Source organism: Nocardioides scoriae (genome assembly GCF_900104965.1).
In the GTDB taxonomy this organism is placed as follows: Bacteria; Actinomycetota; Actinomycetes; order Propionibacteriales; family Nocardioidaceae; genus Marmoricola; species Marmoricola scoriae.
Window position 1 is genome coordinate 1677867 of sequence record NZ_LT629757.1, and the last position, 14160, is coordinate 1692026.

Genomic DNA, 14160 nt, shown 5'->3' on the forward strand with positions numbered 1-14160 from the left:
CGGCGCCGTAGCGGGTGCGGCGTACGGGTCAGGAGCCCGTGCGCCGCGGCCCGTCCGCGCTGGCGTCGCGCACGACCTGGCCCTTGCCGTGGGCCGCGTCGCGCAGCTCGGCCTGGAAGTCGGTCATCCGCTGCTGCAGGGCGGGGTCGGAGGCCGCGAGGATCCGCACGGCCAGCAGCCCGGCGTTGCGGGCGTTGCCGATCGCGACGGTGGCCACCGGCACGCCTGCGGGCATCTGGACGATCGAGAGCAGGGAGTCCATGCCGTCGAGGTACTTCAGCGCCACCGGCACCCCGATCACCGGCAGCGGCGTCACGGCCGCGAGCATGCCGGGCAGGTGGGCGGCGCCGCCGGCCCCCGCGATGATCACGCGTACGCCGCGCCCCGCGGCCTCGCGGCCGTAGGCCAGCATCTCGTCGGGCATCCGGTGCGCCGAGACCACGTCGGCCTCGAAGGCGACGTCGAACTCCGCGCACGCCTCCGCGGCGGCCTCCATGGTCGGCCAGTCGGAGTCGGACCCCATCACGATGCCGACGAGGGGCGTGGTGGTCATTCGCTCTCCTCCCCGAGGTCGCCGGCGAACCAGGCCGCCGCGTGGCGGGCCCGCTCCAGGCAGTCCTCGAGGTCGTCGCCGTAGGCGTTGACGTGGCCGACCTTGCGGCCCGGTCGCAGCTCCTTGCCGTACAGGTGCACCCGCAGCCGCGGGTCGCGCGCCATCGCGTGCGGGTAGCCGTCGTACAGCCGGCCGGTGTCGTGGGCCCCGCCCAGGATGTTGACCATCACCGTCCACGGAGCCCGGGCGTCGGGGGCGCCGAGCGGCAGGTCGAGGACCGCGCGCAGGTGGTTCTCGAACTGGCTGGTGACCGCGCCGTCCTGGGTCCAGTGGCCGGTGTTGTGGGGCCGCATCGCCAGCTCGTTGACCAGGATCCGGCCGTCACGGGTCTCGAACAGCTCCACGGCGAGGACGCCGGTGACGCCGAGCTCGCCGGCGATCCGGATCGCGGCCTGCTGGGCCTCGACGGCCAGCTCGGGGTCGAGGTCGGGGGCGGGCGCGACCACCTCGTGGCAGATGCCGTCGCGCTGGGTGGAGGCCACGACCGGCCACACCGCCAGCTGGCCCGAGGGCGAGCGGGCGACCAGCGCCGAGAGCTCGCGGCGGAAGTCGACGCGCTCCTCGGCCAGGATGGTGCGGCCCTGCTCGGCGGCCTCGACGAAGACGGCCGCGGCCTCCTCGGCGGTCGCGACGAACCACACGCCCTTGCCGTCGTAGCCGCCCCGCGTCGTCTTGAGCACGCACGGCAGCCCGAAGGCCTCGACGTCGGCGACGTCGGCCACGACCGCGTGGCGCGGGCACGGGACGCCGAGCTCGACCAGGCGACGGCGCATCACGGCCTTGTCCTGGGCGTGCACCAGCGCCTCGGGGCCGGGCCGCACGGCCAGCGACCCCTCCAGCGCGTGCAGGTGGTCGGTCGGCACGTGCTCGTGGTCGAAGGTGACCACCGCGCAGCCCTCGGTGACCCGCCGCAGCGTGTCGAGGTCGGTGTAGTCACCGACCTCGTGGTCCGGCACCACCTGGGCCGCGCTGACCCCCTCGGCCTCGGCGAGCAGGCGGAGCGGGATGCCGAGCGCGGCGGCCGGCTCGGCCATCATGCGGGCGAGCTGTCCACCGCCGATCACGGCGACGGTCGGTGCGAGCGGTGCGGCCACGCGCGAAACCCTATCCAGGAGCGCGGTCGTGCGCCGCCCCGGGCGAGCACGCGGGGCTAGGGTCGGCCCATGAGCGACGAGCAGGGCCTCTCGACGTACGTCCTGGTGGACGGCGAGAACATCGACGCCACCCTCGGCGCCTCGGTCTTCGGACGCCGCCCCCACCCCGAGGAGCGGCCCCGCTGGGAGCGGCTCCTGGGCTTCGCCGAGGCGGAGTGGGACCAGCCGGTCAAGGGCCTGTTCTTCCTCGCGGTCAAGGACGAGCTGCCGATGAGCTTCGTCCAGGCGCTGACGAGCATCGGCTACCAGCCGGTCCCGCTGAGGGGCGGTCCGACCGAGAAGGTCGTCGACATCGCCATCCAGCGCACCCTCGCCGCGCTCACCCAGCGCGCCGACGACGTCATCCTGGTCAGCAACGACGGCGACTTCCTCCCGCAGATGGAGCAGCTCCTCGGCACCCGCCGGCTCGGCCTGATGGCCTTCCAGGAGTTCCGCAACAGCGGCTTCCGGGTCCTCGAGAGCCGCGGCATGGAGTTCTTCGACCTCGAGTACGACGTCCGCGCCTTCAACACCAAGCTCCCCCGCCTGCGGATCATCCCCATCGACGAGTTCGACCCGCTCGACTTCCTGTAGGGGTCGGCTGGGGCAGTTTCCCCGGTCGACCGGGGAAACTGCCCCTGGAGTCCGACATGTCGCCCGTGAACGGCCGGTTTCCCCGGTCGACCGGGGAAACCGCCCGGGCGGGGACGCTCAGTCGCGCCGGGTCCGGCGCACGGCGACGGGGTGCAGATCGCCGAAGCCGCGGACCGGGCGGGCGGGCAGGACGCGGGTCTCGTAGCGCTCGGCCGGCAGGGCGTCGGCGGTGTGGCGGTCGGTGATGACGCGGTTGCGGCGCGCGACGCCGACCAGGCGGGCGGCGAGGTTGACCGCGGGGCCGTAGACGTCGCCCATGCGCATCACCACCGAGCCCGTCACCATCCCCACGCGCACGTCGGGCAGCCGCGGGTCGCCGCCGATCACCTTGACGATGTCCCAGGCGATCTCGACGCCCTCGGCGGGCGAGGCGGCGAGGAAGAGCACCGAGTCGCCGAGCGTCTTGACCACGCGGCCGCGGTGCCGGGCCACCACGTCGTGGCTCCGACCCTCGAAGACCTCGACCAGGTCGCCGATCTCGTCGTCGCGCAGCCGGTTGGTCAGCGCGCTGAAGGAGACCAGGTCGGCGAACCCGACGGTCGCCTCGGCCATCTGCTCCTCGGGCAGGCCGTCGGCGTGCTCGATGCGGGCGACCGCCGCCAGCAGGTGGCGGCGCCAGACGTGGCGCAGCAGCGCCTCGAAGTCGGGCCCGATCGTCTGGATCACCCGGAGCGTCTCGGGGGTGCGCGGCTGGTCCGAGCGGGTGCGCTCGAGCATGGTCACCATCGTGGCGACCTCCCACTCGGCGAGGCGGTCCATCGTCTGGCCCAGCGCCCGGGTCATCCGCAGCACGGTCTCGAAGTCGACGGTGCCCTCGCGCAGGATCGACGCCACCCGGTGCAGCGCCTCCTCGTCGGCGGTGCTGAACGCCGCCGCGCCCTCGGCCTCGGGGAAGCCGAGCGCGCGCCACAGCCGCTGCGACTGGTCGCGGGTCAGGCCGGCCGCGGCCGAGATCTCCTCGCCGGTCAGCTCGGGCAGCGCGCCGAGGATCGCCCGCTCGAGGTCCTCAGGCGTCGTCATCGGGACGCGAGGAACGGTAGAGCTGGCGGCTGACGGCGAGCTGGGTCTCCTCGACCCGGGGGATGTCGGCGAGCCGGATCCCCATCTCGCTGGCGTCGGAGATGACCAGCGTGCCGCAGCCGAAGAGGCGGTCGAGCAGGCTCTTCTCGTAGGAGATGTCGCTGATCCGGTTGAGCTGGATGTCGTGGCCGGTGCGGGTCAGCAGGCCGGTGCGGGTGATCAGGCGGCGGTCGGTGAAGACGTAGCTGGTCGAGAACCAGCGCAGGAACGGCAGCAGCACGAACCACAGCACGACCAGCAGCGCCACGACGCCGATCACCAGCCGCCAGGTGCCGGCGCGGTCGCCGTCGGGCAGCGTCAGCAGGTAGCCCGCGAGCCCGGCCACGACGAGGAGCACGACCACGGGGACGACCAGCGCCTTGACGTGCGTGCGGGTGCCGACCACGACGGTCTCGCCGTCGTCGAGCAGCTTGGAGGAGATCACCACAGCCAGATCATGCCACCGCGGCGGCCCGGCGCCGGGGTCAGCGCGGGCGGACGTGCACGACGTCCCCGGCGCCCAGGGCCTGCTCGCCCTGCTCGGTCAGCACGACCAGCCGGCCCTGCGCGTCGACGTCGGTCGCCTCCCCCACGACCTCGCCGCCGGGCACCGACACGGTGACCTGGTGGCCGGGGGTCACGCACAGCCCGAGGTACGCCGCCCGCGGGTCCTCGCCGCCGCGCCACTCGTCGTACGCCGCCGAGAGCTCCTCGACCAGGGCCGTCAGCAGCGAGGCCCGGTCGACCGCCCCGGGGCCGGCGACCAGGTCGAGCGAGGTGGCGCCGGGGACGGGCAGGTCGTCCTGGGCCTGGTGGACGTTGAGGCCGATCCCGACGACGGCGGCCGCGCGGCCGTCCTGCTCGACCCGCTCCAGCAGGATCCCGCCCAGCTTGGCGCCCGCGACCAGCACGTCGTTGGGCCACTTCAGGTCGGCGGCGACGTCCGCACTGCGGCGCACGGCGCGCGCGGCGGCCACTCCCGTCAGCAGGGGCAGCCAGGTCCAGCGCTCCGCCGGCACGTCGGGCTCGAGCAGGAACGAGACGGTGAGCGAGGCCCGCGGCGGGCTCACCCACTCGCGACCCAGCCGCCCCCGTCCGGCGGTCTGGTGCTCGGCCACCAGCACCAGGCCCTCGCGGTCACCGGAGCGGAAGCGCTCGGCGACGTCGGCGTTGGTCGACCCCGACTCCTCGACCACCTCGATCCGCCACCGACCGAGGTCGCGCGACTCCAGCGCCGGCGGGCCGCCGGTGGGCGGCTGCTGCTGGTCGGCGGATGGGCGGTGGTCCTCGGATCCGGTCATGGCCACTACATTGGCGCACGCACGCGAGGCTGGCCACAGCCCCGGCCGGCGACCACCAGAGGAGCCTGACGTTGAGCGCACAACCGGGTGAGGGCACGGACGTCCCCGACGACATCGACATCCACACCACGGCCGGCAAGCTGGCCGACCTCGACCGCCGCGTCGACGAGGCCGTCCACGCGGGCTCGGCCAAGGCGGTGGAGAAGCAGCACGCCAAGGGCAAGAAGACCGCCCGCGAGCGCATCGAGGCGCTCTTCGACGAGGGCTCCTTCGTCGAGCTCGACGAGCTGGCCCGGCACCGCTCGGTGGCCTTCGGCCTGGAGAAGAACCGGCCCTACGGCGACGGCGTCATCACCGGCTACGGCACGGTCGACGGCCGCCAGGTGTGCGTGTTCTCCCAGGACTTCACCGTCTTCGGCGGCTCGCTCGGCGAGGTCTACGGCGAGAAGATCACCAAGGTGATGGACCTCGCCATGAAGACCGGCTGCCCCATCATCGGCATCAACGAGGGGGCCGGCGCGCGGATCCAGGAGGGCGTCGTCTCCCTGGGCCTGTACGGCGAGATCTTCCGCCGCAACGTGCACGCCTCGGGCGTGATCCCGCAGATCAGCCTCATCATGGGCTCCTGCGCCGGCGGCCACGTCTACTCCCCCGCCGTCACCGACTTCACGATCATGGTCGACGGCACCTCCAACATGTTCATCACCGGTCCCGACGTCATCAAGACCGTCACCGGCGAGGACGTCACCATGGAGGAGCTCGGCGGCGCCCGGGCCCACAACACCAAGTCGGGCAACGCCCACTACATGGGCTCCGACGAGGACGACGCGCTGGAGTACACCAAGGCGCTGCTGTCCTACCTGCCGCAGAACAACATGGACGAGGCCCCGTCGTACGACGACCCCGCCGACCTCGAGGTCTCCGAGACCGACCAGGCCCTCGACACCGTCATCCCCGACGGCGCCAACCAGCCCTACGACATGAAGACCGTCATCGAGGCCGTCCTCGACGACGGCGAGTTCCTCGAGGTGATGGAGCTCTTCGCGCCCAACATCGTCGTCGGCTACGGCCGGGTCGAGGGGAAGTCCGTCGGGGTGGTGGCCAACCAGCCGATGCAGTTCGCCGGCACCCTCGACATCGACGCCTCCGAGAAGGCCGCCCGCTTCGTGCGGACCTGCGACGCCTTCAACATCCCGGTGCTCACCTTCGTCGACGTGCCCGGCTTCCTGCCCGGCACCGACCAGGAGTGGAACGGCATCATCCGCCGCGGCGCGAAGCTGATCTACGCGTACGCCGAGGCGACCGTCCCGCTCGTCACGATCATCACCCGCAAGGCCTACGGCGGGGCGTACGACGTGATGGGCTCCAAGCACCTCGGCGCCGACATCAACCTCGCCTGGCCGACCGCCCAGATCGCCGTCATGGGCGCCCAGGGCGCGGCCAACATCGTCTACCGCAAGGAGCTCAAGGCGCTCGCCGACGACGGCGGCGACGTCGAGCAGCGGCGCGCCGAGCTGATCGCGGAGTACGAGGACACGCTGGCCAACCCGTACGTCGCCGCCGAGCGCGGCTACGTCGACGCGGTCATCACGCCCCACGAGACCCGCCGCGAGGTCGTCCGCGCGCTGCGGCTGCTGGCCTCCAAGCGGGCCACGCTGCCCCCCAAGAAGCACGGGAACATCCCGCTGTGACGGCCACCGAGAGCGACCCGGCAGCCTCCCCTCCGGAGACGCCGCTGCTGCGCGTCGTGACGGGCGACCCCACCGACGAGGAGCTGGCCGCGCTGGTCGCGGTCGTCTCCGCGCTGGCCGGTGCCGCCCGGCCGCCCGCGGGCCCGCCGCGGCGGCCCGAGTGGTCGGCCCGCCACCGGCTGGTGCGCGGCGTGCACCGCCACGGACCCGGCGCGTGGCGCGCCAGCGCCCGCTGACGTGGCACGCGTCCCCCGCCTGGTGCTGGCCTCGGCCTCGCCCGCGCGCCTCAAGACCCTGCAGGACGCCGGCCTCTCCCCCGAGGTCGTCGTCAGCGGCGTCGACGAGGACCAGGTGCCGATCACCGGCCCGGCCGACTACACGATGAAGCTGGCCCAGCTCAAGGCCGTCGCCGTCGCCTCCGGCCAGAAGCAGGCCCTGGTCGTCGGCTGCGACTCCATGCTGGCCCTCGACGGCGAGCTCCTCGGCAAGCCCAGCAGCGAGGCCGACGCCGTCGAGCGCTGGAAGCGGATGCGCGGCCGCTCCGGCGTCCTGCACACCGGCCACTGCGTCATCGACACCCAGCGCGAGGTCTGGCTGGCCCGCTCGGCTGCGACCCAGGTCCGGTTCGCCCACGTCAGCGACGAGGAGATCGCGGCGTACGTCGCCACCGGCGAGCCCGCCGCCGTCGCCGGCGCCTTCACCCTCGACGGCCTCGGCGGGGCGTTCGTCTCCGGCGTCACCGGCGACCCCCACAACGTCGTCGGCATCAGCCTCCCCCTGCTCCGCCTGATGTTCGACGAGCTCGGGTTCACCTGGACGGACTTCTGGGGGAAGCGGCCGCCGGGCCGCTGATTACCCGGACGTCCGGGTCATCAGTCACTGGACGTCTGTTGCAACAGCCGTCCAGTGACCGAAAAGGACGTCCAGTGGTCGCCCGTGGCGTACGCCGCGCGACGGCGCCGGCGGGCGGCGGAGCCGCGACGCTCAGTTGCCGAGCGCCGCTGCTCGCTCCACCCCGATGGCCCAGACGCCCCAGGCGCCGGCGGCGAGCACGAGCACGAGCACCGACCCGAGCAGGACGGGCACCTCGAGGAACGGGCCCAGCGCGTGGTCGTCGGCCACCACGGCCGCGGAGGACGCCGTCGTGGCGATCGCCGCGACGAGGGCGACGACCCCGTCCCCACGGCGCCCGAGCGCGACCGCCATCGCGGCGCAGACGGCCCCGGCCAGCGCGACCAGCCCCATCAGCACCCGCGCCGGGGTGGACCGCCCTGCTCGGAGTCGTCACGAGCAACCGACGTCGGGACGAAACGGGCCTGCTGGACGGGCAATACTGCCCTCCGAACCGGACATCTCGCCCACGCGCGGGCAGTTTCCCCGGTCGACCGGGGAAACTGCCCTCCCCCGTCACTCGACCGGGAGCCCCAACCCCCGCGCGATCAGCATCCGCTGGACCTCGGAGGTGCCCTCGCCGATCTCGAGGACCTTGGCGTCGCGGTAGAAGCGGGCGACGGGGTACTCCTCCATGAAGCCGTAGCCGCCGAAGACCTGGGTGGCGATCCGGGTGGCGGTGACGGCCGACTCGGTGGAGTAGAGCTTCGCGACGGCGGCGGCCTGCTTGAACTCCTTCACCGGGGCGCCGGAGTCCTTGAGGGCGGCGGCGCGGTAGGTGAGGCCCCGGCTGGCGTGGAGCATCACCTCGAGGTCGGCGATCTGGAAGGCGACGCCCTGCTTGCGACCGATGGGGCCGCCGAAGGTCTGGCGGTCGGCGGCGTACGCCAGCGACATGTCGAGGCAGGCCTGGATGCAGCCGACCGAGAGGGCGCTGATGGCGACGCGGCCGTCGTCGAGGGTGGCGAGGAACTGCGCGTAGCCGCGGCCGCGCTCGCCGAGCAGGTGGTCGGCGGGCACCCGGGCGTCGGCGAACGACAGCGGGTGGGTGTCGGAGGCGTGCCAGCCGAGCTTGTCGTAGGCCTTCTCGGCCACGAAGCCGGGCGTGCCGGAGGGCAGCATGATCGCGGAGATCTCGGGGCGGCCGTCGGGCCGCTCGCCGGTGCGGGCGGTGACGGTGACCAGCGAGGTGACCGAGGAGCCCGAGTTGGTGATGAACTGCTTGGAGCCGTTGACGACCCAGTGGTCGCCGTCGAGCTCGGCGCGGGTGCGGGTGGCGCCGGCGTCGGAGCCGGCGCCCGGCTCGGTGAGGCCGAAGCCCGCCAGCTTCGTGCCGGCGACGAGCTCGGGCAGCCAGCGCTCCTTCTGCTCCTGGGTGCCGTAGGTGAGGATCGGGTTGATCCCCAGGCCCACGCCGGCCTGGAGCGTGATGCCGAGCGACTGGTCGACCCGGCCGATCTCCTCGATGGCCACGCACAGCGACGTGAAGTCGCCGTCCTCGCCCGCGCCGCCGAACTCCTCCGGGGCGGTGAGGCCGAAGAGTCCCAGCTCGCCCATCGCGGCCACGACGTCGACCGGGAAGTGGTGGTCGCGGTCCCACTGGGCGGCGTGGGGTGCGATCTCCTTCTCGGCGAAGTCGCGCACGACGCGGCGGAACGTCTCGTGGTCCTCGGAGAGCTCGAAGGTCATGCCCGGCATCGTAGCCCCGCGAAGTTAGCGATCGCTAACGTCGGCCTGCTGGCGACCGCGCGCTGCCGTCGCCTCGCGCACGGCACCGGTCAGCCGGGCCAGGGACTCCTGCAGCTGCAGGAACTCCGCCGGCGCGAGGCCGATGGCCTCGCTGACCGCGCACTGCACGTCGTCGAAGCGCAGCCGCAGCCGCTCCCCCGCGTCGGTGAGCGTGACGACCACCTGGCGCTTGTCGGCCGCGTTGCGCTCGCGGGTCAGCAGCCCGGCCGCCTCCATGCGGCGCAGCAGCGGCGTGAGGGTGCCGTGGTCGAGCGCCAGGTCGGCCGCGACCTGCTTGACCGTCACCGGACGGCCGGGCCGGAGGCTGACCAGCACGAGGTACTGCGGGTAGGTGAGCCCCAGCTCCTCCAGCAGCGGCCGGTAGTACGCCGTGACGGCGCGCGTCGCGGCGTACAGGTCGAAGCAGAGCAGGTCGTCGAGACCCCTCACCTCGGGTGCAGACGTCACCGGCGGCCTCCGATCGGGGAGAAGAAGTTCGCTCGGACCCTTGCCTCACCAGATTAGCGTGCCTACGATCATCTTGTGCACAAGACAACGTGCACGACCGCAATCCCGATCAGAGGAGATCACCGAAGATGCCTACTCGCTCCGCACGCACCGCTTGGAACGGCTCCCTCGAGACCGGCTCCGGCCAGGTCGAGCTCACCAGCTCCGGCGTCGGCACCTACGACGTCTCCTTCCCCAAGCGGGCCGCTGACGACGCCGGCGGCACCACCAGCCCCGAGGAGCTCATCGCCGCGGCCCACTCGGCCTGCTACGCGATGCAGTTCTCCGCGCTGATTGCCGAGGCCGGCGGCACCCCGCAGTCGCTCGAGGTCACCGCCGACGTCTCGCTCGGCCCGGACAAGGACAACGGCGGCTTCAAGCTGACCGGCATCACCCTCCACGTGACCGGCGAGGTCGAGGGCCTCGACGCCGCCGGCTTCGAGAAGGCCGCCCAGGACGCCAAGGCCAGCTGCCCCGTCAGCAAGGCCCTGACCGGCGTGGAGATCACCCTCGACGCCTCGCTCGAGGGCTGAGCCGGGCTGCACCACGGCGGACCCCAGGGCCCTGCCACCCGCACCTCCCGGACCCGGGCGCACGCCACGTGCGCCCGGGTCCGTGCTGTCCGTACACTCACGCGGTGACTTTCACGGACTCAAGGGCGAGTTCGCCGTCCGGACCCCTCGTCGGCCACCTGGCCGACGCGACCACGTCCGAGGCCGCGCTGCGCCAGTTCCTGCACGGGCTGCCGGGCGTCGACCAGGTCGGCGCCGAGCAGCGCGCCGCCGGCCTCGGCACCCGCTCGATCAAGGCGGCCGCCAAGGCGTACGCCGTCGACCTGGCCATCCGGATGGTCGACCTGACCACCCTCGAGGGCAACGACACCCCCGGCAAGGTGCGGGCGCTGGCCGCCAAGGCCCAGCGGCCCGACCCCACGGACCGCGATTGCCCCGCCACCGCCGCGGTGTGCGTCTACCCCGACATGGTCGCCACCGCCCGCGAGGCGCTGGCGCTGGGCGGGGGCGCCTCGGGCGTCAAGGTCGCCGCCGTCGCGACCGCCTTCCCCAGCGGCCGCGCCGCCCGCGACATCAAGCTGGCCGACACCCGAGACGCCGTGGAGGCGGGCGCCGACGAGATCGACATGGTGATCGACCGCGGCGCCTTCCTGTGCGGGCGCTACCTCGACGTCTACGAGGAGATCCTCGCCGTGCGCGAGGCCTGCGCCCGGCCCGACGGCGAGGACGCCCACCTCAAGGTCATCTTCGAGACCGGTGAGCTGCAGACCTACGACAACGTCCGCCGCGCCAGCTGGCTGGCGATGATGGCCGGCGCCCACTTCATCAAGACCTCCACCGGCAAGGTGCAGCCCGCCGCCACTCCCCCGGTGACCATGGTGATGCTCGAGGCCGTGCGCGACTTCCGCGCCGCCACCGGCCAGATGGTCGGGGTCAAGCCCGCCGGCGGGATCCGCACCACCAAGGACGCGATCAAGTACCTCGTGATGGTCAACGAGGTCGCCGGACCCGACTGGCTCGACCCCGACTGGTTCCGCTTCGGCGCCTCGACGCTGCTCAACGACCTGCTGATGCAGCGCACCAAGATGACGACCGGCCGCTACAGCGGCCCCGACTACGTGACGGTGGACTGATGGTCTTCGAGTACGCCCCCGCCCCCGAGTCCACCTCGGTCGTCCACCTGGAGAAGTCCTACGGGCTCTTCGTCAACGGCGAGTTCGTCGACGGCCGCGGCCAGGGCTTCGCGACCGTCAACCCGGCCACCGAGGAGGTGCTCGCCGAGGTCGCCGAGGCCGACGCCCGCGACGTCGACGACGCCGTCAAGGCCGCCCGCCGCGCCCACAGCCGGGTCTGGGGGCCGATGAGCGGCGCCGAGCGCGGCAAGTACCTGTTCCGCATCGCCCGGATCATCCAGGAGCGTGCCCGCGAGATCGCCGTCCTGGAGACGCTCGACAACGGCAAGCCGATCAAGGAGGCCCGCGACGTCGACGTCCCCACCGCCGCGGCGCACTTCTTCTACCACGCCGGCTGGGCCGACAAGCTCGAGCACGCGGGGCTCGGCACCAGCCCCCGCTCGCTCGGCGTCGCCGCCCAGGTCATCCCGTGGAACTTCCCGTTCCTGATGCTGGCCTGGAAGCTCGCCCCGGCCCTGGCCTGCGGCAACACCGTCGTCCTGAAGCCGGCCGAGACCACGCCGCTGAGCGCGCTGCTCTTCGCCGAGATCTGCCAGCAGGCCGACCTGCCCCCGGGCGTGGTCAACATCCTCACCGGCGCGGGCGCCACCGGCCAGGCCCTGGTGGGCCACGACGACGTCGACAAGGTGGCCTTCACCGGCTCCACCGAGGTCGGCAAGGCGATCGCCCGCACGGTCGCCGGCACCACCAAGAAGGTGACCCTGGAGCTCGGCGGCAAGGCGGCCAACATCGTCTACGACGACGCCCCGCTCGACCAGGCGGTCGAGGGCATCGTCGACGGCATCTTCTTCAACCAGGGCCACGTGTGCTGCGCCGGCTCGCGGCTGCTGGTCCAGGAGTCGGTCGCCGAGGACGTCCTCGAGCGGCTCAAGCGCCGGATGTCGACGCTGCGCGTCGGCGACCCGCTCGACAAGAACACCGACGTCGGGGCCATCAACTCCCCCGAGCAGCTGGCCCGCATCCGCGAGCTCGCCGGCATCGGGGAGGCCGAGGGCGCCGAGCGCTGGTCGCCGGCGTGCGAGCTGCCCGAGCGCGGCTACTGGTTCGCCCCGACCATCTTCACCGGCGTCACCCAGGCCCACCGGATCGCCCGCGAGGAGATCTTCGGCCCGGTGCTCTCGGTGCTGACCTTCCGCACGCCCAAGGAGGCGGTCGAGAAGGCCAACAACACGCCGTACGGCCTCTCGGCCGGCGTCTGGTCCGACAAGGGCTCGCGCACGCTGTGGACCGCGGCGCGACTGCGGGCGGGCGTGGTGTGGTCCAACACGTTCAACAAGTTCGACCCGACCAGCCCGTTCGGCGGCTACCAGGAGTCCGGCTACGGCCGCGAGGGCGGCCGCCACGGCCTCGCGGCGTACATGGAGGAGAGCGTCCGATGACCCGCGCCGAGGTCCGCAAGACCTACAAGCTCTACGTCGGCGGAGCGTTCCCCCGCTCCGAGTCCGGCCGCTCGTACGCCGTCACCGACGCCAAGGGACGCTTCTGGGCCAACGCCTCGCACGCGTCGCGCAAGGACGCCCGCGACGCCGTCGTGGCCGCCCGGGCGGCCTTCGCCGGGTGGTCCGGCCGCACGGCGTACAACCGGGGCCAGGTGGTCTACCGGATCGCCGAGGTGCTCGAGGGCCGCCGCGACCAGTTCGAGGCGGAGCTGCGCACCGCGGAGGGCATCAACGCCTCCCGGGCGCGGACCTACGTCGACGCGTCGATCGACCGCCTCGTCTGGTACGCCGGGTGGTCGGACAAGATCGCGCAGGTCGTCGGCAGCGCCAACCCGGTCGCCGGCCCCTACCTCAACCACTCGGCGCCCGAGCCGACCGGCGTCGTGGCCGTCGTGGCCCCGGCCGGCCCGCTGCTCGGCCTGGTCAGCGTGGTCGCCCCGGTCATCGCGACCGGCAACACCTGCGTCGTCGTCGCCAGCGAGCCCCACCCGCTGACGGCGATCACCCTCGGCGAGGTGATGGCCACCTCCGACGTCCCCGGCGGCGTGGTCAACCTGCTGACCGGCCCGCAGGCCGAGATCGCCCCGTGGCTGGCCTCCCACATGGACGTCAACGCGATCGACCTCACCGGCGTCACCGACCCCGACCTCGCCCGCGAGCTCGAGGTGGCCGCCGCCGACAACCTCAAGCGCGTGCGCCGCCCGCGCGAGGAGGACCTGCTGGCGACCCCCGGCCTGGACCGCCTCACCGACTTCCTCGAGACCAAGACGGTCTGGCACCCGATGGGCCTCTGAGGCGGTGCCCGAGGGCGACCCCGAGGCGACCCCGACGGCGGCGCGCACGCGCGTGGTCGTGCTGGCCGGCCCGTCGGGCTCCGGCAAGTCGCGGCTCGCCGGGCGGCTGGGCCTGCCGGTGCTGCGCCTGGACGACTTCTACCGCGAGGGCGACGACCCGGCGCTGCCCCGCCTCGACCTGGCCGGCGGCGAGCCGATCGTCGACTGGGACCACCCCGACTCGTGGCACCACGACGCGGCGGTCGCGGCGGTCGAGGAGCTGTGCGCGACCGGGCGCACCGACGCCCCCGTCTACGACCTCGCCACCAGCTCGACCACGGGGCACCACGTGCTCGACCTGGGCGGGTCGGCGTGGTTCGTGGCCGAGGGCATCTTCGCCCAGGAGGTCGTGGCCGAGTGCGAGCGGCGGGGCCTGCTCGGCGCGGCGTACTGCGTGACCCAGGCGCCGCTGACCACCTTCTGGCGCCGGCTCTCCCGCGACCTGCGCGAGCACCGCAAGCCGCCGCTAGTCCTGGTGCGACGCGGCCTGCACCTGCTCCGCGCGCAGCGCGCCGTCGTCGAGGACGCCCGCGCCAAGGGGTGCTCGGTCCGCTCCCCGCGGGCGGCGCACGCCGAGATCGCGCGGCTGGTGGGCTGAGGGAGGCC

The 14160-nt window shown here is 73.1% G+C and carries 17 protein-coding genes; 9 read left to right on the forward strand and 8 right to left on the reverse strand.

The genetic code is table 11. The features are described 5' to 3' along the window. Positions 1-28: 28 nt before the first annotated feature. Both purE and BLU55_RS08025 read right to left on the reverse strand, forming a co-directional pair. On the reverse strand, positions 29-553 hold the full coding sequence (purE, locus tag BLU55_RS08020) for a 5-(carboxyamino)imidazole ribonucleotide mutase (protein WP_091728189.1): 525 nt from the start codon (positions 551-553) through the stop codon (positions 29-31). Beyond that, positions 550-1707, reverse strand: a complete 1158-nt coding sequence (locus BLU55_RS08025; RefSeq protein ID WP_091728192.1) for a 5-(carboxyamino)imidazole ribonucleotide synthase — start codon at positions 1705-1707, stop codon at positions 550-552. Before BLU55_RS08025 ends, purE begins: the two co-directional genes overlap by 4 nt. A 69-nt stretch (positions 1708-1776) precedes the next feature. Here BLU55_RS08025 and BLU55_RS08030 point away from each other — a divergent pair, with 69 nt between their 5' ends. Beyond that, positions 1777-2340: an NYN domain-containing protein gene (locus tag BLU55_RS08030; RefSeq protein ID WP_091728195.1), complete on the forward strand. Its 564-nt coding sequence runs from the start codon at positions 1777-1779 to the stop codon at positions 2338-2340. A 117-nt stretch (positions 2341-2457) separates the two neighbouring features. Here BLU55_RS08030 and BLU55_RS08035 read toward each other — a convergent pair whose 3' ends face one another. From BLU55_RS08035 to BLU55_RS08045, 3 genes are read right to left on the reverse strand one after another with little or no spacing between them, the layout of a single operon-like run. Further along, positions 2458-3420, reverse strand: a complete 963-nt coding sequence (locus tag BLU55_RS08035) for an adenylate/guanylate cyclase domain-containing protein (protein WP_091728198.1) — start codon at positions 3418-3420, stop codon at positions 2458-2460. Then, positions 3407-3907, reverse strand: coding sequence for a PH domain-containing protein (locus tag BLU55_RS08040; RefSeq protein ID WP_091728201.1), 501 nt, complete (start codon positions 3905-3907; stop codon positions 3407-3409). Before BLU55_RS08040 ends, BLU55_RS08035 begins: the two co-directional genes overlap by 14 nt. Positions 3908-3944: 37 nt before the next feature. Then, positions 3945-4760, reverse strand: coding sequence for a biotin--[acetyl-CoA-carboxylase] ligase (locus BLU55_RS08045; RefSeq protein ID WP_091728204.1), 816 nt, complete (start codon positions 4758-4760; stop codon positions 3945-3947). 71 nt (positions 4761-4831) lie between these two features. On the opposite strand from BLU55_RS08045, the gene BLU55_RS08050 reads away from it, so the two are divergent. The 3 genes from BLU55_RS08050 to BLU55_RS08060 are packed head-to-tail and all read left to right on the forward strand — an operon-like array spanning position 4832 to position 7303. Beyond that, positions 4832-6451 (forward strand): acyl-CoA carboxylase subunit beta, encoded by a 1620-nt coding sequence (locus tag BLU55_RS08050; RefSeq protein ID WP_231917111.1) that lies wholly within the window; start codon positions 4832-4834, stop codon positions 6449-6451. Then, positions 6448-6687, forward strand: coding sequence for an acyl-CoA carboxylase subunit epsilon (locus tag BLU55_RS08055; protein WP_091728210.1), 240 nt, complete (start codon positions 6448-6450; stop codon positions 6685-6687). The genes BLU55_RS08050 and BLU55_RS08055 overlap by 4 nt, the downstream gene beginning before the upstream one ends. A gap of 1 nt (position 6688) precedes the next feature. Continuing rightward, the gene (locus BLU55_RS08060; protein ID WP_091728213.1) at positions 6689-7303 is read left to right on the forward strand and encodes a Maf family protein; all 615 of its coding nucleotides are present in this window, start codon (positions 6689-6691) and stop codon (positions 7301-7303) included. Between the two features lie 132 nt (positions 7304-7435). On the opposite strand, the gene BLU55_RS08065 is transcribed toward BLU55_RS08060, so the two are convergent. From BLU55_RS08065 to BLU55_RS08075, 3 genes are all read right to left on the reverse strand, one after another. Beyond that, positions 7436-7702, reverse strand: coding sequence for a hypothetical protein (locus tag BLU55_RS08065; RefSeq protein ID WP_091728216.1), 267 nt, complete (start codon positions 7700-7702; stop codon positions 7436-7438). Between the two features lie 156 nt (positions 7703-7858). Continuing rightward, on the reverse strand, positions 7859-9031 hold the full coding sequence (locus BLU55_RS08070; protein WP_091728218.1) for an acyl-CoA dehydrogenase family protein: 1173 nt from the start codon (positions 9029-9031) through the stop codon (positions 7859-7861). 24 nt (positions 9032-9055) lie between these two features. Next, positions 9056-9538 (reverse strand): MarR family winged helix-turn-helix transcriptional regulator, encoded by a 483-nt coding sequence (locus tag BLU55_RS08075; RefSeq protein WP_091728221.1) that lies wholly within the window; start codon positions 9536-9538, stop codon positions 9056-9058. Between the two features lie 128 nt (positions 9539-9666). On the opposite strand from BLU55_RS08075, the gene BLU55_RS08080 reads away from it, so the two are divergent. The 5 genes from BLU55_RS08080 to BLU55_RS08100 all read left to right on the forward strand — a co-directional run bounded on the left by BLU55_RS08080 (position 9667) and on the right by BLU55_RS08100 (position 14152). Next, entirely contained in the window at positions 9667-10110 is a 444-nt protein-coding gene (locus BLU55_RS08080; protein ID WP_091728223.1) for an OsmC family protein, read from the forward strand. Between the two features lie 104 nt (positions 10111-10214). Next, positions 10215-11222 (forward strand): deoxyribose-phosphate aldolase, encoded by a 1008-nt coding sequence (gene deoC, locus BLU55_RS08085; RefSeq protein ID WP_197681127.1) that lies wholly within the window; start codon positions 10215-10217, stop codon positions 11220-11222. Next, entirely contained in the window at positions 11222-12661 is a 1440-nt protein-coding gene (locus BLU55_RS08090) for an aldehyde dehydrogenase family protein (protein ID WP_091728226.1), read from the forward strand. Before deoC ends, BLU55_RS08090 begins: the two co-directional genes overlap by 1 nt. Further along, positions 12658-13515 (forward strand): aldehyde dehydrogenase family protein, encoded by an 858-nt coding sequence (locus BLU55_RS08095; RefSeq protein WP_091728229.1) that lies wholly within the window; start codon positions 12658-12660, stop codon positions 13513-13515. Before BLU55_RS08090 ends, BLU55_RS08095 begins: the two co-directional genes overlap by 4 nt. A 4-nt stretch (positions 13516-13519) precedes the next feature. Further along, complete coding sequence (locus tag BLU55_RS08100; RefSeq protein WP_091728231.1) at positions 13520-14152, forward strand: ATP-binding protein; 633 nt, start codon at positions 13520-13522, stop codon at positions 14150-14152. Positions 14153-14160 lie beyond the last annotated feature (8 nt).

Bases quoted from the DNA above. Each gene is read 5' to 3' on its own strand.
- purE (WP_091728189.1), bottom strand. From the start codon at position 553: ATGACCACCACGCCCCTCGTCGGCATCGTGATGGGGTCCGACTCCGAC.
- BLU55_RS08030 (WP_091728195.1), top strand. From the start codon at position 1,777: ATGAGCGACGAGCAGGGCCTCTCGACGTACGTCCTGGTGGACGGCGAG.
- BLU55_RS08035 (WP_091728198.1), bottom strand. From the start codon at position 3,420: ATGACGACGCCTGAGGACCTCGAGCGGGCGATCCTCGGCGCGCTGCCC.
- BLU55_RS08045 (WP_091728204.1), bottom strand. From the start codon at position 4,760: ATGACCGGATCCGAGGACCACCGCCCATCCGCCGACCAGCAGCAGCCG.
- BLU55_RS08070 (WP_091728218.1), bottom strand. From the start codon at position 9,031: ATGACCTTCGAGCTCTCCGAGGACCACGAGACGTTCCGCCGCGTCGTG.
- BLU55_RS08080 (WP_091728223.1), top strand. From the start codon at position 9,667: ATGCCTACTCGCTCCGCACGCACCGCTTGGAACGGCTCCCTCGAGACC.
- BLU55_RS08090 (WP_091728226.1), top strand. From the start codon at position 11,222: ATGGTCTTCGAGTACGCCCCCGCCCCCGAGTCCACCTCGGTCGTCCAC.
- BLU55_RS08095 (WP_091728229.1), top strand. From the start codon at position 12,658: ATGACCCGCGCCGAGGTCCGCAAGACCTACAAGCTCTACGTCGGCGGA.